We start from the raw sequence: 20095 nt of genomic DNA on the forward strand, positions 1-20095 counted from the left end.
GCGCGATGCAGGACCAGACAGTGGGTTGCAGGCCATGAAGCCCGGCCTGTCGCTGCGCGTCTCGCAGCACCTGGCGCTCACACCGCAGTTGCAGCAGTCGATCCGCCTGCTGCAGCTGTCCACGCTGGAGCTGGCCCAGGAGGTCGAGCAAATGCTCGACGAGAACCCCTTCCTGGAGCGCACGCTGGAAGAGGCCCTGCGCGAGGAGTTCGGCCTGGCCCAGGCCGATGCACCGGTGAGCGAGCAAGACCGAGAAGTTGAAGATGCTATTTATTCAGGAGCTGTCAGCGCAGGGCAGGAAAGCGCTACAAGCCAAAATGATGCAGAAACCTCCACCGCCGAATCCACGGCCGAACCCGCGGACTGGGAAGGCGACGGCTCGGTAGACCTGGCGCCCGACGACAGCGAGTGGGGCGGCGACGCCCCGGCGCGCAACGGTGCCGGCGCGGGGAGCGACGACGAGGTGGACGCCACCGAGCTGGCCCGCAGCCAGGAGTCGCTCACGGCCTTCCTGCACCGCCAGGCGCTGGCGCTGCGCCTGTCCGAGCTGGACATGGCCGCGCTGCGCTTCCTCATCGAATCGCTGAACGACGACGGCTACCTGGACGAGTCGTTGCAGGACCTGGCCGCCAGCCTGGCGGGCACCGAAGACCCCGAGCAACTCGATGAACTGGTGCACCGTTTCACCGTGGCGCTGCGCCTGCTGCAAAGCCTGGAGCCCGCGGGCGTGGGCGCGCGCGGCCTGGCCGAATGCCTCACGCTGCAGCTGCGTGCGATGGACCAGGACGAAGAGGGCGACCCCGACGTGATCCAGGCCGCGCTGGCCATTTGCGGCCAGCCGCTGGACCTGCTGGCCAAGCGCGACGTGCGCCGCCTGGCGCAGGCCTGCGGCACCAGCGAAGAGCGCACGCGCGCCGCGATGGCCTTGATCGCGCGGCTGGAGCCACGTCCGGGCAGGCGCTTTGCCGACGTGGACCGCAACATCATCGTGCCCGACGTGATCGTCAAGAAAACCGGCCGCGGCGGACAGCAGAACTTCAGCGTGCAGCTCAACCCGGACGTGATGCCGCGTCTGCGCGTGCACGACATCTACGCCGGTGCGTTGCGCGGCGGCCGTGGCGAAGGCCACCAGGCGCTGCAGGCACGGCTGCAGGAGGCGCGCTGGTTCATCAAGAACATCCAGCAGCGTTTTGACACCATCCTGCGCGTGTCGCGCGCCATCGTGGAGCGGCAGAAGAACTTCTTCGTGCATGGCGAACTGGCCATGCGCCCGCTGGTGCTGCGCGACATTGCCGATGAACTGGGCCTGCACGAGTCCACCATCAGCCGCGTGACCACCGCCAAGTACATGGCCACGCCGCAAGGCACCTACGAACTCAAGTATTTCTTCGGCTCGGGGCTGGGCACCGAAACCGGCGGCAACGCCTCCAGCACGGCCGTGCGCGCGCTCATCAAGCAGTTCATCGCGGCCGAGAACCCGCACAAGCCGCTGTCGGACAGCCAGATCGCCGAGATGCTCAAGGAGCAGGGGATTGAATGTGCGCGCCGCACCGTGGCCAAATACCGCGAGGCGCTCAAGATCGCCCCGGCCAACCTCCGCAAGGCACTTTGAACCATGGCACGCGTCGTCTTCGACCTTCCCCCGCACTTCGGCTTCAGTACCGAGCTGCAGATCTACATCAGCCATGTCAACCAGGGCGGGCACCTGGACAACGCGCAGTTGCTCAGCCTCGTGTCCGAGGCGCGCGTGCGTTTCTTCAAGTCGCTGGGCTACCCCGAGGCCGACGTGGCGGGCCTGTCCACCGTGGTGGGCGACATCGTGGCGCAGTACAAGTCCGAGGCGTTCCACGGCGAGACGCTGCGCGTGGAGATGACGCCGCAGGACTTCAACAGCTACGGCTTCGACCTCGTCTTCCGGATGACCGAGAAGAGCCAGGGGCGCGAGATCGCGCGCGGCAAGACCGGCATCGTCTTCATCGACCGGGCGGCCCGCAAGCCCGCACCCATTCCTGAATCCGTGCTCCAGCCATTGCTGCAGCGCGCAGCACAGCCGCAATGAACCAGCTTCAACTCTTTTTGCCCTGCGCCGCTGGCGTGGAGGGCTATCTGGCCGACGAGGTGCACAGCCTCACGGGGCTGGCCGGGCAGGACCTGCTCGTGGGCCGCGCGGGCGTGCTGCTGCGCGCCTCCTGGCGCGACGCGCTGCGCCTGAACCTGCACAGCCGCCTGGCGCAACGCGTGCTGGTGCAACTGGCCGAGCGGCCCTACCGCAACGAGGACGATATCTATGCCGCCGCGGCCGACGTGGCCTGGGAGATCTGGTTCACCCCGCGCCAGAGCTTCAAGGTGGAGGTGACGGCCCAGCACAGCCCGCTCAAGAGCCTGAACTTCGCCGCGCTGCGCGTGAAGGATGCCGTGGCCGACCGCTTCCGCGCCAAGGCCGGCGTGCGTCCCGACGTGCAGACGCAGTGGCCCGACGTGCGCGTGCACCTGCACCTGACCAGCGACCGCGCCCAGATCTACATCGACACCTCGGGCGAGCCGCTGTTCAAACGCGGCTGGCGCGAGGACAAGGGCGACGCGCCGCTCAAGGAAACGCTGGCCGCCGCCATGATCGCCGCCACCGGCTGGGACCCGCATGGCGAGCAGCCGCTGCCGCTGTACGACCCCTGCTGCGGCAGCGGCACCGTGGTCATCGAGGCCGCGCAGATCGCCTGCCGCATCGCGCCGGGCCTGCAGCGGCGCTTTGCCTTCGAGAAGCTATTGCCGCACCAGGCCCATGTCTGGTCTGCTATCAAGGATGAAGCGGCCAGCGCCGTTACCGCGGCCTCGGTGCCGATTTTTGGCAGCGACGTGTCGCACCGCATGGTGGACTTTGCCCAGCGCAACGCCGTGCGCGCCGGCGTGGCCGACGCGGTGCAGCTGCGCGGCGGCGATGCGCTGCAGCGCATGCCGCCCAGTGAACAACCCGGGGTGATGCTGCTGAATCCGCCGTATGGCGAGCGCATCGCCGCGGCGGGCACGGCGGGGCGCAATGCGCGTGAGCGCATGTCCACGGTCGAGCGCATGGGCCGCGAGACGGCGCAGACCGAGGACGGCGTGGACTTCTTCGCGCAGTTGGCCGCGCACTGGAAGAAGCACTACGCCGGCTGGCAGGCCTGGATGCTCACGCCCGACCTCAAGCTGCCCGGCAAGATGCGCCTGAAGGAGTCGCGCCGCGTGCCGCTGTGGAACGGCCCCATCGAATGCCGCCTGTTCCGCTTCGACCTCGTGGCGGGCGCCGTGCGGGATCGGCCGCGCGCCGGCCACGCGGGGGAGGGCGGCGCGGCCAACGGTGCGCCGGGTGCGCCGGCCGGCGGAGCCTCGGATGCGTCCTGAGCTGCGCCTGCCTGCCGTGGCGCCGGCGGGCGAGAGCGCGCGTGTCGTGGTGCTGGACACCAACATCGTGCTCGACCTGTTCATCTTCGCCGACGCGGCCGTGGCCACCGTGCGTGCGCTGCTGCAGGCCCAGCGCCTGGACTGGATCGCCACGCAGCACATGCGGGACGAGCTGGAGCGCGTGCTGCAGTACACCCACCTGCAGCCGCGCATGGCGTATTACGGCGTGGGCGCGAATGACGTACTGACGGCGTTCGACGCGGGCGTGCGCCTGGTCGAGGTGGCGCCGCGCGCGCCCTGGGCCTGCAAGGACGCGGACGACCAGAAGTTCATCGACCTGGCGGTCGCGCACCGCGCCATCATCGTGTCCAAGGACAAGGCTGTGCTTTGCATGCGAAAACGGCTGTTGACGCAGGACACGCATGCGGTGGCAGCTATTGTTTTTGAAGAGGTTTGCGAACCATGTCCAACCTGATCGTGCATGGCGGCACGCCGCTGCGTGGCCGCGTCACCCCCTCGGCCAACAAGAACGCGGTGCTGCCCGTGCTGTGCGCCACGCTGCTCACGCGCGCGCCGCTGCGCCTGGTGGGCGTGCCCGACATCACCGACGTGCGCAAGATCCTGGAGATCTTCCGCACCCTGGGCAGCGAGGTGCGCTGGGACCATGCCAGCGCCACGCTGGAACTGCATCACCAGGCCACGCACTTCGACGCCGCCACGCACCGCCTGCCCGAGGAGATGCGCTCGTCCATCATGCTGGTGCCGCCGCTGCTGGCGCGCTTCGGCGTGGCGCGGCTGGAGGACAACGTGAAGGGCTGCACCCTGGGTGTGCGCGAGATCGACCCGCATGTGGAGGTCTTTCGCAGCTTCGGCGGCCAGGTGGAGCGGGCCGAGGGCTCGCTGCTGGTGCGCCGCGTAGGCATGCTCACGCCGGTGCACCACTGGCTGGACTATGCCTCGGTGACCACCACCGAGAACTTCGTGCTGTGCGCCGTGGCTGCGCAGGGCACCTCCACGCTGACCAACGCAGCGTCCGAGCCGCACGTGCAGGAGTTCTGCCGCTTCATGCAAATGCTGGGCGCGCAGATCGAGGGCGTGGGCACCTCGCGGCTTACGGTGCATGGCGGCGGCGAGCTGGGGGGCGGTGAATTCCGCTTTGCCGAGGATTTCCACGAGATCACCACCTTCCTGGCGCTGGGGGCCATCACCGGCGGCGACGTGGTGGTGAAGAACAGCGCACCGGAGAACTTCCCGCTGATCGACCGCACGTTTGCCAAATTCGGCGTGCGCGTGGAGCACCGGGACGGCTGGTCGCGCGCCTTCGTGGACGGGCCGCTCACGGTGCAGACGCCCTTCACCGCCAACGTGCTGACAAAGGTGGAGGCAGCACCCTGGCCCTATTTCCCCGTGGACCTGCTGCCGATCTTCATCGCGCTGGGCGTGCGCGCGCAGGGCAACGCGATGTTCTGGAACAAGGTGTACGACGGCGCTTTAGGCTGGACGGGCGAGCTGTCCAAGTTTGGCGCGCATGTGTACCAGTCCGACCCGCACCGCATCGTCACCTTCGGTGGCGGGCCGCTGGCGCCTGCGGTGGTGGAGAGCCCCTACATCATCCGCGTGGCGATCGCGCTGTTCATGGTGGCGGCCAGTATCCCGGGGCGCTCGGAGATCCGCAACGCCACGCCCATCCGCCGCGCGCACCCGCACTTTGTGGAGAACCTGCGCAGCCTGGGGGCCCGGGTGGAGTGGACGGCAGAGGAGTAGCCGCGCCCTGATCGCCCCAGCCTTCGCTGCGCTGCAGCACAAAAGTGGATTGTGGTTTATACTTACGCCTAAGGGTTAACACTTAATGGTTAACCCGGTGTTGGTCGGCGTATGAGATGCGCGCCGTTCCGCACCGGATGAGCATCTCAGTCAGGAAACCACACCATGCGCGAAGCCGTCCGTCTGATCCTCGAGTTCATCCAAGAAGCCCGCGAGGCCCATCTGGAAATCGCCAGCCAATAAGGCTGGGTGGGCCGCCCAGACAGCCCTTTGTTACCGACCGCTGCGCCCCATTGCCCTGGCATGGGGCGTTTCTGTTTTTAAGGCCAAATCAAGCTCTAGCGCTTGTGTAATAAGCGCGAACAGCTATTAATACAATAGCTAACGCGCAACCTACGACGTTACACTGCGCGCCTCAGGCCTCCTGGGGCCCTGTTTCTCCTCCTCCTTAGCCCGCGGGTCCAAGCCCCGCCCGATTCCGCATGAATGCCACCTCCGACATCCCCGCATCCGCCGCCGCCTCCGCCCTGGGGCCGGACGAACTGGATGAACTCGACAGCCTGCTGGACGACCTGCGCACGCGTGAGGAAGATGTGCCGCAGTGGGAGTTCTGCGACGGCTTCCTGACGGCGCTGGTCTGCACGCGCCGCCCCGTGCCCGCGGCGGAATGGCTGCCCATGCTGCTAGGCGACGGCCTGGAACTGGACGTGGCCGAAGGCGAGCCCCTGCCGCTGGTACCCACGTTCAAGGACCTGGCGCAGCAGGAGCGCTTCCTTGCCTTGTGGGAGCTGCGCCGCGCCGAGGTGCAGGCGCAACTGGACGAGCAGGCCGAATCGCTGGACGCCGACAACGCCTTCCAGCCCGAGGTGATCGACATGCGCGGCGCCATCGCCAGCCTGCCCGAGGAGGAGCGCGCCGAGATGGCGGGGCAGGAGATTCCTTCCTTCGGCCAGGTCTGGGCGCTGGGCTTCATGTTCGCCGTGGAGAACTGGCCCGAGGACTGGGCCACCCCGCGCGACAAGGAAGCCGCCCAGTGGCTGGACGGCGCGCTCGAATCCATCGTCGCCCTCACCGAGGACGACACCGGCAAGCCCGAGATCTGCATGTACGCCGAGGACGGCCCGCCCAGCACCAGCCAGGAGCGGCTGGAGGTCTTTGGCGAGGCCATCTGGGGCGTGTACGACCTGCGCCAGCTCTGGCGCAGCCTGGGTCCGCGCCAGGAAACCATCGTCAAGGGCGAGCAGCCCGGCCGCAACGACCCCTGCCCCTGCGGCAGCGGCAAGAAGTACAAGAAGTGCTGCGGCGCGGCTTGACGCGGCCTTGCCTGGTGTAGCTGGCCTGGCGCGGCCCGGTTCGACTCGCCGGCATTGAGTGGGCGGCACGCAGCCGGTGGCCCGGTATTGCGCTCTGGGCCTGCCCAGGTGCTACGGCGCCGCCAGGCCCAGTGGGACCGTCAGGAGCGCGAAGGGGCGGGCGCCTGGGCCAGCAACTGCGCCAGCCGCCCCAGCGCGTGGCGCACCGTGGCGGCGCGCACGGCGGCGCGGTCTCCGGCAAAGCGCCGCAGTTCCGAATGGGTGGCGCCCGCCACGCACCAGCCGAACCACACCGTGCCCACCGGCTTGTCCGGGCTGCCGCCCGTGGGGCCGGCCACGCCCGTCACGGCCACGCTGACCTGCGCGGCGCTGTGGCGCACGGCGCCCTCGGCCATGGCGCGGGCCACGGGCTCGCTCACGGCGCCGTGGGCCGTGATGAGATCGGCGGGCACGCCCAGCAGCGCGGTCTTGGCGGCGTTGGAATAGCTGACGAAGCCGCGCTCGAACCATTGGCTCGACCCCGACAGGTCGGTGCAGGCGGCGGCGATCAGGCCGCCGGTGCAGCTCTCGGCCGTGGCCAGCATCCAGCCGCGTGCGAGCAGCGTGGTGGCGATATGAATCAAATCGGCCTCCAGCGCTCGCCCATCAAGCGCCGGTAGCTCTATTTTTGATAGTTCCATGGCACTCACCCGAACCAGTGGCGCCACAGCGCGATCACCAGCAGCGTGCAGAACGCGGCCACCAGGTCGTCCAGCATGATCCCCAGGCCGCCGCGCCAGCCGAAGCCCTTGAACAACCGGTCGGCCCAGGTCACGGGGCCGGGTTTGGCGGCATCGAAATAACGGAACAGCGCAAAGGCGGCGAGCTGGCCCCAGAAGCCCATGGGCATGGCCAGCCACAGCACGATCCAGATCGCGACGATCTCATCCCACACGATGTGGCCGGGGTCTGCCACGCGCATGTGGCGTGCGGTGACGGTGCAGGCCCACCAGCCCAGCAGCAGCGACAGCGCGATCAGCAGCCCCATGCCGCGCGGCGTGAGCCACAGCTGCAGCACCAGGAACGCCAGCCACCCCCACAGCGTGCCCACCGTGCCCGGTGCCACACGCGACAGTCCGCTGCCAAAGCCCAGCGCGATGCAGTGCGCGGGGTGCACGAACAGAAAGCGGCGCAGGGCGTGGGGCGGCAGCGGGGTGGGGGGCGGCGTATCGGGCATGGGCGGCAAGGATGCAAGTGCCGGCCGATGCTACCAGCGGCGCCGGCCCGGTAGCGGGAGCGGTCAGGCGAAGTGGTCGAACGAGGCGAAGTGCTGCGTCACGGGCTGCCCCTGGCCGTCCACCACACGCAGGCCGGGCGCGGCCTCGATGCGGCCGATGCGCGTGGCGCGCGTACCGCTGGCCTGCGCGGCGGCCTGCACGGCGGCCTGCTGTGCGGGAGGGGCGGTGAAGACCAGTTCGTAGTCGTCGCCGCCGGCCAGCGCGCATTGCATCAGCGTTTGTGCGTCAAAATCGGCTGTAGCGCCCGCCTGCTGGGCGCTAGCAGCTAGCAAATTGGTAGCGACGGTGGCGTCCACGCAGGCGCCCACGCCCGAGGCCTTCAGGATGTGACCCAGGTCGCCCAGCAGGCCATCGCTCACGTCGATGGCGCTGCTGGCCACGCCGCGCAGCGCCAGACCCAGCGCCACGCGGGGTGTGGGCTGCTCCAGCCGTGGGCGCAACTGCTGCAGGGCGGCGGGCGGCAGCGCCAGGCGGCCGCGCAGCGCATCCAGCGCCAGGCGCGCCTCGCCGGGCGTGCCGCTCACGTAGATGTCGTCGCCCACCCGCGCACCGCTGCGCAGCAGGGCCTGGCCCGTGGGCACTTCGCCGAACACGGTGACGCAGAGGTTCAGCGGCCCCTGCGTGGTGTCGCCACCGACCAGTTCGCACTGGTGCGCGTCGGCCAGCCGCAGCAGGCCGTCCGCAAACGCCTGCAGCCAGGGCGCATCCACGCGCGGCAACGCCAGCGCCAGCGTGAAGGCCAGCGGCCTGGCGCCGCAGGCGGCCAGGTCCGACAGGTTCACCGCCAGCGCCTTGTGGCCCAGGTGCGCGGGGTCCACGTCGGCAAAGAAATGGCGGCCCTCGACCAGCATGTCGCTGGACACGGCCAGCTGCATGCCGGGCGTGACCGACAGCAGCGCGCAGTCGTCGCCCACGCCCAGCGCCGCACGGCGCACCGGGCGCGTGAAGTAGCGCGCAATCAGGTCGAACTCACCCATGGGCGGCTGCCGCGTTCAGATGTCGTGCCCGCGAAAGCGCAGCGCGGCCTGGCGGCTGACCTCGGCCAGCAACTGCTCTTCGCGCTGGCGCTCGCGCAGCCAGCGGGCGTCGTTCTGGCCCAGCGCGGTCTCACCGCGCAGCATGTGCAGCGCGCCCGATGCGCCATGCGTGCCGGCGTAGCGCGCCACGTGGTCCAGCGTCTGCAGGATGTGGTCGCGCAGTGGCATGTGGTCGCCGCTGGCAGGGTCCACGTACACCGCGTCCAGTCCGAAGCGGCAGGCCTGAAACCGGTTGTAGGTGTAGACGAGGTAGTCGTCCTCGGTGGGGGTGAAGGGCTGCTCGGCCAGGAACCACGCGGCCAGCGACTGCACGTAGCCGGCCAGCGCCGCGGCGCGCTCGAGGGTGAGCGGCGTGTCGAACACGCGGATCTCGATGGTGCCGTACTCGGGCTTGGGGCGGATGTCCCAGTAAAAGTCCTTCATGCTCTTGACCACGCCGGTGCGCGTCATTTTGTTGAAGTACTGCTCGAACTCGCTCCAGGTGAGTACGCAGGGCGCGCGGCCCGACAGCGGGAACGCGAACACCGAGTTGAGGCGCGCGGAGTCGAACTGCGTGTCCTGCGCCTGCACATACGGGCTGGAGGCCGACAGCGCGATGAAGTGCGGTATGTAGCGGCTCATGCGGTGCAGCATGAGCAGGGCGGAGTCGGCGTCGGGACAGCCGATGTGCACGTGCTGCCCGAAGATGGTGAACTGCTTGGACAGGTAGCCGTACAGCTGCGACAGCTCCTGAAAGCGCGGCTTGTCGTAGATGCGCCGCTCGTGCCATTGCTGGAAGGGGTGCGTGCCGCCGCCTACGACGGCGATGTTGAGCTTGTCCGCGCTCTTGACCAGCGCGTCGCGGATCTGCGTGAGCTGGCCCAGCACCTCAGAGCTGCTGTGGCACACGCCGGTGGAGATCTCGATCATGCTGTTGGTCATCTCGGGCACCACGCTGCCGGGCAGCGGCACCTTCTTCATGAGGCGCAGCATGTCCTCGGCGTAGGGCGCGAGGTCGTAGTCGTTGGTGCTCACGAGCTGCAGTTCCAGCTCGACGCCCAGCGTCAGGGGCTCGGAATGGTGGAAGGCTTCAAGACTCACGTTGGGTGTCTCCGGTGTTGCTGCCGCGGCTGCTCAGGGGCGCCCAGGGCTTGGAGCTTTCGCCCGCGCGGTAGATGGCCACGGTGGCGATCACTGCGCCCAGCACTTCCATCACCAGGATGGCCGGCAGGGCGATGCGCGCGATCAGGTGGCCCGTGGAGGCCGAGGCCACCACGAACTGCGAGGCCACCAGCAATGCGATGGCCGACATCGGCGCCATGGCGCAGCTCAGCCACAGGGCCTGGCGCCAGCTGGCGCCACTGCCCACGTTGCCCACGCCCACGCCCAGCGCCTTGGCCAGCAGGCGCACGAAGATCAGCGCCAGCACGGCGCCGACCACCGGGCCGCTCCAGTCGGCCTGCGCGGCGACGGTGGAGACGAGCACGAACATCAGCATCGTCAGCAGCGAAGAGGCGGTGCCCATCTGCCGCGGCCAGGCCCAGGGGCGCGGGTGCAGCTGCTTGAGCAGCATGCCGCCCAGCAGCGCGGCCAGCGGGGCCGAGCCGCCCATGTGCGCGGTGACGGCGGTGCTGGCGGCGATCAGGGCCATCAGCAGCATGGAGGTGTTCTCGCTCGTCGGGCTCATCACGCGCAACGCCAGGCGCAGGATGAGCGACAGCAGCGCACCCACGGCCACAGAAACGCCCAGCACCACCAGCGCGGGATACAGCGTGCCCACCAGGCCCACGCCGGGGCGGTTGATGAGCTCGGCCTGCGCGCTGCCCAGCGCCAGCGCATACAAGGACGACAGCGTTGCGAGCACCACGGCACGGTCGGTCACGGGGCCGGCGGCGCGCGTGTCGGACACCACGCGCGTCAGAACCGCCGGTGATGCCGCCATTGCGACCAGGGCCAGCGGGCCGGCGGCGCGCTCGGGTACGTCGAACCACAGCATCGTCCAGTACACCGCGAAATAGGTGAAGGCGGACTCCGCGATGCTCTGCACCAGCACCATGGGGTTATGGCGGAACCAGCGCAGCGGAATGCGACCGCCCGCCTCGAACAGCACCACGGCCACGCCCAGCTCCACCAGGAACAGGCCAATGCCCTGCAGCGGCCACACGGCGCCGCCAAAGCCCATCAGGCCCACGATGGTGCCCACGAGCGTGTAACCCACGACCTTGGGCAGGCCGCTGTAGCGTTGCACCAGATAGCCCGTGATGGAGGCCACGGCCAGCAGCAGCGACCACTGCACCGTGGGCAACCCCGCCGATGGGCGCAGCCACTGCGCCCAAAAGCTCATCAGCTCATTCATTGTTGTAGATCCTCTGTCTCGTGCGGGCAGGCCCGCTGGATGCCCGGGCGCAGCCTGCCCCAAGGGCGCGCGCTGCGGCTGCGTGGAACGTGACTACGTTCCCAGGCTGTTAACTGAATGTATCTGCAGCGGTCGCGTTGCTTCTGTAGGACGGCGCGCAGCCTGCGGTGGGCGCACCTTATCAGACGGTGCGGCGCCGGGGCAGGAAAAAGCCCAGCGGCGCGCTGCGCCAGCGCGCCAGCAGCGCGCGGTAGATGCGCGCGCGGTCCACGCTGCCCACGTTGTGCGCACGCAATGCCAGGCGGAACGCCAGGTAGAAGCTGACGAGGACGTTGAGCGCACCGTTGAAGGGCACCATGGCCACGGCCCACCAGAAAGCAGGCTGGTGCAGCACGTCCATGCCCAATGTGGCGCTGGCCACGCCGATCTGCCCGGTGGACAGCGTAACGTGGCGCACATCCAGGCCCAGCCCGAAGAACGCGGCAAAGGCCGGCGTCAGCCCCAGCATGAAGCCGAGCGAAATGTTGGCCGCAAAGCCCGAAATGTTGCCCCGCAGGAAGCGCGCCCAGCGGGCGGCGCGTGCAGCACCCAGCATGTGCGTGATGCGCGGGTTGTACTGGATGGCCGAGTCCAGCCGGCGCAATACGAACCAGTTCTCCACCCAGCCCGCGAAAATGCTGGACGCGAACAGCAGCACGCCGGTGAAGGCCGCGAACAGCAGCGAAGGGCCCAGCAGGTGCAGCGACTGCAGCACGTGTTCCGCCTGGGCCGTGCCGATGGCCGGCTGCCCGAGCATCTGCGCGATAAGCAGCGCCAGGGCGAGCGCCGCGGGGAACACCAGCAGCACGTTGCCCAGCACGGCGGCCACCTGCGAGCGCACGAGATGCGCGACCTCGTCCACGAAGGACTCCAGCCCCTGCGCCTCGTCCAGGTCCTTGAGCTTGGCGGCCATGGCGGGTGCCGTCATGGCGGGCTGCTTGGTGGCCACCGTGAAGTGCAGCAGCTGGATCAGCACGAAGCTGACGGCGTAGTTCACGCCCGCCATGAAGCCGCCCCAGAACGCGGACAGCGCCAGCGCGTACAGCCCGAACTTGGCCAGCGTGGTGAAGGCCATCACCAGCCCGCCGCCGGCCGCCTTGCGCACCATGGCCAGGTATTCGCCCGCCGTGCGGGTGATGTAGTGCGCGCCCGTCTCGGCACTGCGCTCGGCGACCTTGGCCGCCAGCATGGACGAGTTGGACGCCACCAGCGCACGCAGGCTGCGCCGCTCGCGCCCCACGGTCACCAGGCGCGCAAGGAACTTGGCCGCTGCCACGGCGGGGCGGGGCGACAGCAGGCATTCCAGCAGCTCGCGCACGCGCAGGATGCGCTCGCGCAGCTGGCGCAGGCGAAACACCAGGCCCACGGAGATGCCGTTGTCCTCGAAGTGTGCATACACCGTGTTGGTGGCGGCGCGGCAGGCGTCCAGGCGCTCGCGCAGGCGCTGCACGGCTTCCTGCAGGCGGTCGCCGGTGCGCAGCGGGTGCTCCACCTCCACGCGCAGGCTCTCCACGTCGCGGATCAGCGCATGAAAGGGCTGGGCCTCGCGCGCCTCCTCGCTCATGCGCAGACGCAGCTCGGGCGCAAAGCCGGTGGACAGGATCTGCCCGGCGCAGTAGGTGATGGCGTCCAGCAGTGCGCGCTGCCAATGGCTGGCGCCGCCCTGCTCGCTGGCGGGCACCAGCACGGCCAGCAGGCGGCCCAGCAGGGTTTCGTCCAGCGACGCCAGCCAGCGCGCGTCGAAATCGCCTGGCAGCGCCAGCATGAACAACTCCGACGCATCCAGCGTTTCGGGGCTGGAGGGCAGCAGTTTGTAGCGCACGCGCTCGGCCAGCTCGCTGGCCATGGAGGTGCGCTGGGCAAAGCCGAAGTCCGCCAGCAGCGTGGTGATGTCCACCTGTTGCGTGAGCGCTGCCCACCAGGCCTGCAGCCGCACTTGGATGTCGGGCGAGCGTTCCGCCGCTTCGACCAGCAGGGCCACGCGGCCTGCGGCGCCCTCTGTGGACTGGCCGTCGCCACGCACCCAATCCAGCACGGCGATGAGTTGCAAGTGCCGCTGTGCCAGCGGTGCGGTCGGGTCGATACCGGCGAGCAGCTGCGCCAGGTCAGGGCCGCTGCGGCTCAATGCAGCACCCTTGCCGCCATGGGCTGGCCCGGTTGGCCGGGCGAGAAGGCCTCCAGCACGAATAGCTCGATCGGACAGGTGAACGGCTCACCATCCTCGGCCACGCAGAAATAGCTGCCGTGCATGCTGCCGCTGGCGGTGCGCAGGCGGCAGCCGCTGGTGTACTGAAATGCCTCACCGGGCTTGAGCAGCGGTTGCTGGCCCACCACGCCCAGGCCCTTGACCTGCTCGGTGTGGCCATTGGCGTCGGAGATGATCCAGTGGCGTGAAATCAGCTGCGCGGTCACGTCGCCCGTGTTGGTGATCGTGATGGTGTAGGCAAAGCTGTATACGCCTTCGTCGGGCGCGGACTCGTCGGGTAGGTACTGCGGCTGCACCTCCACCTGGAACTGATATTTCGGCATCGTGCAATGGTAGCGGCGATGGTGCGGCCCGCGTCGCACAAGGCCTGCTAAGGCCCCGCTCCGGCTGTGCCCGGCATGCGAACGTCGCGCCGCGGCGGCGTCAACTGCGACAATCGCGGCCATGAGCCGCACCTACCGCATCGCCCCCTCCATCCTGTCTGCCGACTTTGCCCGCCTGGGCGAAGAAGTGCGCAACGTCATCGCCGCCGGCGCCGACTGGATCCACTTTGACGTGATGGACAACCACTATGTGCCCAACCTCACCTTCGGCCCCATGGTGTGCCAGGCCCTCAAGCCCCATGCCGTGACGCCCGCAGGGCACGCCGTACCGATCGACGTGCACTTGATGGTGCAGCCCGTGGACGAACTGGCAACGGCGTTTGCCAAGGCGGGGGCGGACCTCATCAGCTTCCACCCCGATGCCTCGGCGCACGTGCACCGCAGCATTCAGAACATCCGCGCGCAGGGCTGCAAGGCGGGCCTGACCTTCAACCCCGCCATGCCGCTTGACGTGCTGGACTGGGTGATCGAGGACATCGACCTGATCCTGTTGATGAGCGTGAACCCCGGCTTTGGCGGACAGAGCTTCATCGACAGCACGCTGCGCAAGATCGAAGCGGCCCGCAGGCGCATCGAGGCCTCGGGCAAGGACATCCGCCTGGAGGTGGACGGTGGCATCAAGGCCGACAACATCCGCCGGGTGGCGGATGCGGGCGCGGACACGTTCGTTGCAGGCAGCGCCATCTTCGGCAAGAGCGACTACAAGGCAGTGATCGACGCCATGCGCGCCGAACTGGCGTGAGGCGCCGCCGCGCGGCTTGATCGCAATCCGCTGAAAAAGCCTATTGCACCGGCGTGGTGGCTTCGCGCAGCACGCCACCGCCTTCCACGGAGCCCGACACCGTGGCACTGCTGCGCACGCGCGCCTCGCAATCGGACCGATCCTGTGGAGTCTTGAAGGCCTCGCAGCGGGCCAGCGCGTTGCGCTCATAGATACTGGTGTCGCTGCTGGACAGCTGGCCGGCGCGCGCGGCCTGGGCGGCCGCCCCTGCCTCGCGTACGCATGCTGCGCGGCTTTCCGCGGGCACGGACGCGCAGGCGGCACGATCGCTGCTGTACTGGCTGCGCACTTCGTTGGCAGCCTGCGCCGCGCCGGCGCACAGCAACAATGCGGCGGGAAGCAGGGCGGTGAATCGATGCAATGCCATGGGATGACCTCCTGAAGGGCGATGGTTTTGACGGTTCCAACAATGGCTGTCCAGCGTAGGACGCCACCCGGAAGGCGTCTGTCCGCATGCGGCGCCGTGGTGTGTCGGACGGGTCGGACAGCGCATACACTGCCCGCGCTCAATGCATGACTGACAAGGACAAGGGATGGAACGGGTGCAACAAGACCTCGCCGCGCTGCTCGCGCGCACCGACGCCGCGATCGTGGACCTCGACGGCACCATGGTGGATACGTTGGGCGATTTTGCCGAGGCGCTCAATCGCATGCTGCGCGACCTGCAGCTCCCCGCCATCGCGCCCGCGGCGATCGAACGCATGGTCGGCAAGGGGTCGGAGCATCTCCTGCGTTCAGTACTAAAACACGTTCTAGCGCCCGACCAGCAAGCGCTGACAGCTATGCAATTGGAAGCAAAGGCCGAGGCCTTGTATCCCCAGGCGTGGGAGCGCTACCAGCACCATTACCTGGCCATCAACGGCCAGTATGCGGCGCTGTACGCCGGCGTGGCCGAAGGGCTTGCGGCGCTGCACCGCACCGGTCGGCCGCTGGTGTGCCTGACCAACAAGCCCACCGACTTCGCCCGGCCTCTGCTGCGCGCCAAAGGGCTGGACGGCTTCTTCACCCACGTGTTCGGCGGCGATGCGTTCGCGCGCAAGAAGCCCGACCCGCTGCCACTGCTCAAGGCCTGCGAGGCGGTGGGAACCTCGCCCGCGCGCACGCTGATGATCGGCGACTCCAGCAACGATGCCCAGGCCGCGCGTGCGGCGGGCTGCCCCGTGGTGCTGGTGACGTACGGCTACAACCACGGCCAACCCGTGCGCGGCGTGGACGCGGACGGCTACGTGGATGCGCTCACCGAGCTGATCGCTAGCTGAATTCCTCCGGCCGCATGCGCGCCATGGGCGCCGCGCGGGGCGCCCGGGTCCTCAGAAGCTCTCCCATTCGTCGTTGTCGGCAGCCGTGCGGGCCGCCTGCGCGGGTTGAGGGCGCGCTGCTGCCGGACGTGCCAAGGCGGCGGGCGCCCGGGCGGGCGCCGGCGGCGTGGCGGGCCGGGCAGGGGCGGCGGGTGTCGCGGAGGTGGCGGGTACGGGAGCCGGCACGGCCGTGGCATGCACGGGCGCCATGCGCGGCAGGGCGGAGGCCTTCTGCGCCAGCTTGAACACGGCGACGGCCTCGACGAGCTCGCGGGCCTGGCCGCTGAGGCTGCTGGCGGCGGCGGCCATCTCCTCGACCAGCGCGGCGTTCTGCTGCGTGGCCTGGTCCATCTGGGTGATGGCCTCGCCCACCTGGGCCACGCCCGCGCTTTGCTCGCTGCTGGCGGCGCTGATCTCTCCCATGATGTCGGTCACGCGGCGAATGGCGGTGACCACCTCGGTCATGGTGGCACCGGCCTTGTCCACCAGCTGCGAGCCCTGCTCCACGCGCTCCACGCTGGCGGTGATGAGTTGCTTGATCTCCTTGGCGGCCTCGGCCGAGCGCTGCGCCAGCGCGCGCACCTCGCCGGCCACCACGGCAAACCCGCGGCCTTGCTCACCGGCACGCGCGGCCTCCACGGCGGCATTCAGCGCCAGGATGTTGGTCTGGAAGGCGATGCCATCGATCACCCCGATGATGTCGGCGATCTTGCGGCTGGACTCATTGATGCCGCGCATGGTGTCCACCACCTCGGAGACCACCTCGCCGCCCTGCACGGCGACGGTGCTGGCATTCATGGCGAGCTGGTTGGCCTGGCGGGCGTTGTCGGCGTTCTGGCGCACGGTGGCGCCCAACTGCTCCATGGAGGCGGCCGTTTCTTCCAGGGCGCTGGCCTGGCTCTCGGTGCGGCCGGACAGGTCGTGGTTGCCCTGCGAGATCTCCGCGCTGGCCGTGGCCACGTGCTCGGAGCTTCGGCGCACGCCCTGCACGATCTCGGCCACGTTGTCGCGCATGGTCTGGATGCCGTGGATGACGCTGTCGCTGTCGCGGGCGGGCGGTATTTCGACGGCCAGGTTGCCTTGCGCCATCTCATGGGTGATGGCGTTGAGCTGGCTGGGCTCAGCGCCCAGCTGGCGCAGGATGCTGCGCGCCACCAGCCAGCCAATGGCCAGCAGCAGCAGCGCGAGCACGGCAGTCACCGCGCCCGAGCGGGCCAGCCGGCTCACGAACGTGGCCTGCACGTTGTCGACGTACACGCCGGAGCCGATCACCCAGCCCCAGGGCTCGAAACCCATCACGTACGAGGCTTTCTCCACGGGCTGGTCGCTGCCCGGCTTGGGCCACATGTAGCTCACGAAGCCTGCGCCGCTCCTTTTCACGGTGTTGACGAACTCCACGAACAGATGCTTGCCCGTCGGGTCCTTGTTGCTGCTGAGGTCCTGCCCCTGCAGCTCGGGGCGGATGGGATGCATGACCATGCGCGGGTGCATGTCGTTGATCCAGAAATACTCCGAGCCGCTGTAGCGCAGCGGCCGCAGCGCATCCATTGCGCGCTGCTTGGCCTCTTCCTCGGTGATCGTGCCCTTGCTGGCCTGCGCGTGGAAGTGCACGACGATTCCATGTGCCGCCTCCACGGTCTGGCGCACGCTGGCCTGGCGCTCACCCATGATCAGGGAGCGTTCGGTCCACATGATGCTGGCAACCAGCGCCAGCATGGCCAGTATGGCCAGGGCCACCAAGCCGCCGAGGCGGCGGGAAACGGGCAATCGGTAGAACATTTGCATGGTGGTATTCCCCGCCGCTGGCGGCTGCAGGTGGTTTAGAAACTTTCCCAGGCGCCGTCGTCGGCGGAAGGTGCCGGCGCAGCCTTTGGCGAGGCGGAGACGGGGCGGGCCTGGCGTGCCGCCGGTTGTACAGGCGCGGACGCCGGGCGTGCGGGGGGCGCGGCCTGCGTCACGGCGGGTGCGGATGGCTGGGGCGTCCGGAGGGCGGCGGGCGTTGCGAGTGCGTGGCCATGGCTCGCCAGCTTGAACACGGCGACGGCCTCGACGAGCTCGCGGGCCTGGCCGCTGAGGCTGCTGGCGGCGGCGGCCATCTCCTCGACCAGCGCGGCGTTCTGCTGCGTGGCCTGGTCCATCTGGGTGATGGCCTCGCCCACCTGGGCCACGCCCGCGCTTTGCTCGCTGCTGGCGGCGCTGATCTCTCCCATGATGTCGGTCACGCGGCGAATGGCGGTGACCACCTCGGTCATGGTGGCACCGGCCTTGTCCACCAGCTGCGAGCCCTGCTCCACGCGCTCCACGCTGGCGGTGATGAGTTGCTTGATCTCCTTGGCGGCCTCGGCCGAGCGCTGCGCCAGCGCGCGCACCTCGCCGGCCACCACGGCAAACCCGCGGCCTTGCTCACCGGCACGCGCGGCCTCCACGGCGGCATTCAGCGCCAGGATGTTGGTCTGGAAGGCGATGCCATCGATCACCCCGATGATGTCGGCGATCTTGCGGCTGGACTCATTGATGCCGCGCATGGTGTCCACCACCTCGGAGACCACCTCGCCGCCCTGCACGGCGACGGTGCTGGCATTCATGGCGAGCTGGTTGGCCTGGCGGGCGTTGTCGGCGTTCTGGCGCACGGTGGCGCCCAACTGCTCCATGGAGGCGGCCGTTTCTTCCAGGGCGCTGGCCTGGCTCTCGGTGCGGCCGGACAGGTCGTGGTTGCCCTGCGAGATCTCCGCGCTGGCCGACGCGACGCTCTCCGCATTGGCGCGCACGCCGGCCACTACGCGAGCGAGGTTGCCCTGCATGTGGCCCAGTGCCTTCAGCAGCGCCGCGGCTTCGTCGCGGCCGTGGGCCTGGATGGACTGGGTGAGGTCGCCCTCGGCGATCAAGCCTGCGCCGCGCACGGCCAACTGCAGGGGCCCGGTTACGGATCGGCTCAACAAGATCGCGGCGCCCGCGCCCACCAGCAGCGCCACTGCGGTCACGACCATCAGGATGGCGCGACTGAGCGTGGCCTGCTTGGCAGCGTTGTCGCGGGTGCTTTCGTAGAGCGCGCGCTGGCGCTGTTCCATGGCGACGATGGACTGTAGGTAAGCGTCGGCCAGCGGCTTGAGTTGGCTGTCGAGCAACTCTCCCACACTCTCGCCGGCAGCCTTGCGCTTGAGCAATTCAGCCCGCGGGCCGCGATAGGCTTCGCGCGTCTTCGCGATGTCGGCGAGCAAGCGGCGCCCTTCGTCGGTGGTCACCAGCCGCTCCACCACCTCCTGCGCCTTGGATGCTTCTTCGGAGGTCTTGGCAATCTCGCTTTGCCAGCTCGAGAGATGGGAGGTGTCCGCATCCAGGATGGCGGCGCGCGTGCGCACCCAGTTCAGGTCAATCGCCTGCCGCCATGTGCTGGCGGCGCGCAGCCGTTCGTTGTCCGTGCTGGTGAGCTGATGGGTGACGCTTGCCAACTCCTGCAAACGCCATATGCCTACCGCCGCGATGACCACGGTGATGAGCAGAACCAAGCCGAAGGACAAGGCCAGGCGCGTGCCGACCTTGAGGTTGCTGAGATGCATAGAGGCCCCTTGCTGCGCAATTGCAATAAAGTGTATCGCCAAGGGGAGATGGCTGAAAACGCCATCAAGGGGGCAATGGCATGCTTTCTCTGCGTATCGTCACTGCGTGGGTCGACGGGCTTTATTCCTTGCCCAGCAGGGCGTCCTTGAGCTTCCAGTCGGCGGGCTGGCTGCCGAGCCAGATGCCCAGCAATGCGTTGAAGAATTCGGGCTCCTTGAACGGGTCGCCCTGCGGGACGCCCTTCACCGTCACCTGCGTGCCCGTGCCGGGCAGCCAGTCCACGACGAACTGTTCGCCCGCCATGAGCTTCTTGTGCTCCGAAAAGATCTGGCTCATGCGCAGCACCCCCGGGATCAGCTTGGAAAAGGCGGCCTTGTCCATGTTGTCTTCCATACCGCGCGAGAACAGCTTGCCGAGTTCCGTGGAGTCGATGTCGCGCAGCATGGTCACGCTGATGCGCTTGGGGCCGCGCAGCGCGTAGACCTCGGCAGGCGTGGACGCCTTCTTCTCCAGGTACAGGCCTGCGGCATACACCTTGAACACGGCCTTGTAGCGCACACCGGCGCCATTGAGTTGCAGCTTGCTGCCGCCCAGGTCGAGGGTGGGCTCGAACTTGACGCCGGCTGCGGTCGTCGGCTCCGTCGATGCGGGAGCCGGAAGCGCCAGGCACAGGGGAAGGGCCAGAGCACCCCACTGCAGGGTGCGACGACGGGTGAAGGGCATTGC

At 68.7% G+C, this 20095-nt stretch carries 19 protein-coding genes; 8 read left to right on the forward strand and 11 right to left on the reverse strand.

The genetic code is table 11. From position 1 onward, the window contains the following. Positions 1 to 34 precede the first annotated feature (34 nt). From AC1PPL_RS16310 to AC1PPL_RS16335, 6 genes are all read left to right on the forward strand, one after another. Positions 35 to 1612, forward strand: a complete 1578-nt coding sequence (locus tag AC1PPL_RS16310) for an RNA polymerase factor sigma-54 (protein ID WP_479973706.1) — start codon at positions 35 to 37, stop codon at positions 1610 to 1612. A gap of 3 nt (positions 1613 to 1615) precedes the next feature. After that, positions 1616 to 2059 carry an acyl-CoA thioesterase gene (locus tag AC1PPL_RS16315; protein ID WP_479973707.1) on the forward strand — a complete coding sequence of 148 codons (444 nt, stop codon included), beginning with the start codon at positions 1616 to 1618 and terminating at the stop codon, positions 2057 to 2059. Next, positions 2056 to 3378 (forward strand): THUMP domain-containing class I SAM-dependent RNA methyltransferase, encoded by a 1323-nt coding sequence (locus AC1PPL_RS16320; RefSeq protein ID WP_047349340.1) that lies wholly within the window; start codon positions 2056 to 2058, stop codon positions 3376 to 3378. Before AC1PPL_RS16315 ends, AC1PPL_RS16320 begins: the two co-directional genes overlap by 4 nt. Then, positions 3368 to 3853, forward strand: a complete 486-nt coding sequence (locus AC1PPL_RS16325; RefSeq protein WP_270174815.1) for a putative toxin-antitoxin system toxin component, PIN family — start codon at positions 3368 to 3370, stop codon at positions 3851 to 3853. The genes AC1PPL_RS16320 and AC1PPL_RS16325 overlap by 11 nt, the downstream gene beginning before the upstream one ends. Continuing rightward, the gene (locus tag AC1PPL_RS16330; RefSeq protein ID WP_287802763.1) at positions 3841 to 5142 is read left to right on the forward strand and encodes a UDP-N-acetylglucosamine 1-carboxyvinyltransferase; all 1302 of its coding nucleotides are present in this window, start codon (positions 3841 to 3843) and stop codon (positions 5140 to 5142) included. Before AC1PPL_RS16325 ends, AC1PPL_RS16330 begins: the two co-directional genes overlap by 13 nt. 482 nt (positions 5143 to 5624) lie before the next feature. Then, entirely contained in the window at positions 5625 to 6455 is an 831-nt protein-coding gene (locus tag AC1PPL_RS16335; RefSeq protein ID WP_479973708.1) for a YecA/YgfB family protein, read from the forward strand. Positions 6456 to 6595: 140 nt separating this feature from the next. Here AC1PPL_RS16335 and AC1PPL_RS16340 read toward each other — a convergent pair whose 3' ends face one another. The 7 genes from AC1PPL_RS16340 to apaG all read right to left on the reverse strand — a co-directional run bounded on the left by AC1PPL_RS16340 (position 6596) and on the right by apaG (position 13672). Next, on the reverse strand, positions 6596 to 7135 hold the full coding sequence (locus AC1PPL_RS16340) for a CinA family protein (RefSeq protein WP_479973709.1): 540 nt from the start codon (positions 7133 to 7135) through the stop codon (positions 6596 to 6598). A 5-nt stretch (positions 7136 to 7140) separates the two neighbouring features. Next, positions 7141 to 7671 (reverse strand): phosphatidylglycerophosphatase A family protein, encoded by a 531-nt coding sequence (locus AC1PPL_RS16345; protein ID WP_479973710.1) that lies wholly within the window; start codon positions 7669 to 7671, stop codon positions 7141 to 7143. 63 nt (positions 7672 to 7734) lie between these two features. Then, a complete protein-coding gene (gene thiL, locus AC1PPL_RS16350; RefSeq protein ID WP_479973711.1) occupies positions 7735 to 8709 on the reverse strand; it encodes a thiamine-phosphate kinase in 975 nt (324 codons plus the stop codon). 15 nt (positions 8710 to 8724) lie between these two features. Next, entirely contained in the window at positions 8725 to 9849 is a 1125-nt protein-coding gene (locus tag AC1PPL_RS16355; RefSeq protein ID WP_479973712.1) for a YbdK family carboxylate-amine ligase, read from the reverse strand. Further along, a complete protein-coding gene (locus AC1PPL_RS16360; protein ID WP_479973713.1) occupies positions 9839 to 11104 on the reverse strand; it encodes a cation:proton antiporter in 1266 nt (421 codons plus the stop codon). Before AC1PPL_RS16360 ends, AC1PPL_RS16355 begins: the two co-directional genes overlap by 11 nt. 181 nt (positions 11105 to 11285) lie before the next feature. Beyond that, positions 11286 to 13268 carry a site-specific recombinase gene (locus AC1PPL_RS16365; RefSeq protein WP_312300476.1) on the reverse strand — a complete coding sequence of 661 codons (1983 nt, stop codon included), beginning with the start codon at positions 13266 to 13268 and terminating at the stop codon, positions 11286 to 11288. Beyond that, the gene (gene apaG, locus AC1PPL_RS16370) at positions 13265 to 13672 is read right to left on the reverse strand and encodes a Co2+/Mg2+ efflux protein ApaG (protein WP_012655416.1); all 408 of its coding nucleotides are present in this window, start codon (positions 13670 to 13672) and stop codon (positions 13265 to 13267) included. Before apaG ends, AC1PPL_RS16365 begins: the two co-directional genes overlap by 4 nt. Positions 13673 to 13793: 121 nt before the next feature. Between apaG and rpe the strand changes: the two genes are divergently transcribed. Then, on the forward strand, positions 13794 to 14474 hold the full coding sequence (rpe, locus tag AC1PPL_RS16375; protein WP_011803824.1) for a ribulose-phosphate 3-epimerase: 681 nt from the start codon (positions 13794 to 13796) through the stop codon (positions 14472 to 14474). 40 nt (positions 14475 to 14514) lie between these two features. Here rpe and AC1PPL_RS16380 read toward each other — a convergent pair whose 3' ends face one another. Continuing rightward, positions 14515 to 14880, reverse strand: a complete 366-nt coding sequence (locus tag AC1PPL_RS16380; protein WP_252101780.1) for a hypothetical protein — start codon at positions 14878 to 14880, stop codon at positions 14515 to 14517. A 166-nt stretch (positions 14881 to 15046) separates the two neighbouring features. Here AC1PPL_RS16380 and gph point away from each other — a divergent pair, with 166 nt between their 5' ends. Beyond that, entirely contained in the window at positions 15047 to 15772 is a 726-nt protein-coding gene (gene gph, locus AC1PPL_RS16385) for a phosphoglycolate phosphatase (protein ID WP_012655418.1), read from the forward strand. A gap of 51 nt (positions 15773 to 15823) precedes the next feature. Here gph and AC1PPL_RS16390 read toward each other — a convergent pair whose 3' ends face one another. From AC1PPL_RS16390 to AC1PPL_RS16400, 3 genes are all read right to left on the reverse strand, one after another. Further along, on the reverse strand, positions 15824 to 17596 hold the full coding sequence (locus tag AC1PPL_RS16390) for a methyl-accepting chemotaxis protein (protein ID WP_479973714.1): 1773 nt from the start codon (positions 17594 to 17596) through the stop codon (positions 15824 to 15826). Positions 17597 to 17631: 35 nt separating this feature from the next. Next, a complete protein-coding gene (locus tag AC1PPL_RS16395) occupies positions 17632 to 19368 on the reverse strand; it encodes a methyl-accepting chemotaxis protein (RefSeq protein ID WP_123674847.1) in 1737 nt (578 codons plus the stop codon). 121 nt (positions 19369 to 19489) lie between these two features. Beyond that, positions 19490 to 20092 carry a chalcone isomerase family protein gene (locus tag AC1PPL_RS16400; RefSeq protein WP_287803672.1) on the reverse strand — a complete coding sequence of 201 codons (603 nt, stop codon included), beginning with the start codon at positions 20090 to 20092 and terminating at the stop codon, positions 19490 to 19492. Between the last annotated feature and the right edge of the window lie 3 nt (positions 20093 to 20095).

Source organism: Diaphorobacter sp. B2A2W2, assembly GCF_056730635.1.

Bases quoted from the DNA above. Each gene is read 5' to 3' on its own strand.
- AC1PPL_RS16310 (WP_479973706.1), top strand. From the start codon at position 35: ATGAAGCCCGGCCTGTCGCTGCGCGTCTCGCAGCACCTGGCGCTCACA.
- AC1PPL_RS16315 (WP_479973707.1), top strand. From the start codon at position 1,616: ATGGCACGCGTCGTCTTCGACCTTCCCCCGCACTTCGGCTTCAGTACC.
- AC1PPL_RS16320 (WP_047349340.1), top strand. From the start codon at position 2,056: ATGAACCAGCTTCAACTCTTTTTGCCCTGCGCCGCTGGCGTGGAGGGC.
- AC1PPL_RS16325 (WP_270174815.1), top strand. From the start codon at position 3,368: ATGCGTCCTGAGCTGCGCCTGCCTGCCGTGGCGCCGGCGGGCGAGAGC.
- AC1PPL_RS16330 (WP_287802763.1), top strand. From the start codon at position 3,841: ATGTCCAACCTGATCGTGCATGGCGGCACGCCGCTGCGTGGCCGCGTC.
- AC1PPL_RS16335 (WP_479973708.1), top strand. From the start codon at position 5,625: ATGAATGCCACCTCCGACATCCCCGCATCCGCCGCCGCCTCCGCCCTG.
- AC1PPL_RS16340 (WP_479973709.1), bottom strand. From the start codon at position 7,135: ATGGAACTATCAAAAATAGAGCTACCGGCGCTTGATGGGCGAGCGCTG.
- AC1PPL_RS16345 (WP_479973710.1), bottom strand. From the start codon at position 7,671: ATGCCCGATACGCCGCCCCCCACCCCGCTGCCGCCCCACGCCCTGCGC.
- thiL (WP_479973711.1), bottom strand. From the start codon at position 8,709: ATGGGTGAGTTCGACCTGATTGCGCGCTACTTCACGCGCCCGGTGCGC.
- AC1PPL_RS16360 (WP_479973713.1), bottom strand. From the start codon at position 11,104: ATGAATGAGCTGATGAGCTTTTGGGCGCAGTGGCTGCGCCCATCGGCG.
- apaG (WP_012655416.1), bottom strand. From the start codon at position 13,672: ATGCCGAAATATCAGTTCCAGGTGGAGGTGCAGCCGCAGTACCTACCC.
- rpe (WP_011803824.1), top strand. From the start codon at position 13,794: ATGAGCCGCACCTACCGCATCGCCCCCTCCATCCTGTCTGCCGACTTT.
- AC1PPL_RS16380 (WP_252101780.1), bottom strand. From the start codon at position 14,880: ATGGCATTGCATCGATTCACCGCCCTGCTTCCCGCCGCATTGTTGCTG.
- gph (WP_012655418.1), top strand. From the start codon at position 15,047: ATGGAACGGGTGCAACAAGACCTCGCCGCGCTGCTCGCGCGCACCGAC.
- AC1PPL_RS16390 (WP_479973714.1), bottom strand. From the start codon at position 17,596: ATGCAAATGTTCTACCGATTGCCCGTTTCCCGCCGCCTCGGCGGCTTG.
- AC1PPL_RS16395 (WP_123674847.1), bottom strand. From the start codon at position 19,368: ATGCATCTCAGCAACCTCAAGGTCGGCACGCGCCTGGCCTTGTCCTTC.
- AC1PPL_RS16400 (WP_287803672.1), bottom strand. From the start codon at position 20,092: ATGCCCTTCACCCGTCGTCGCACCCTGCAGTGGGGTGCTCTGGCCCTT.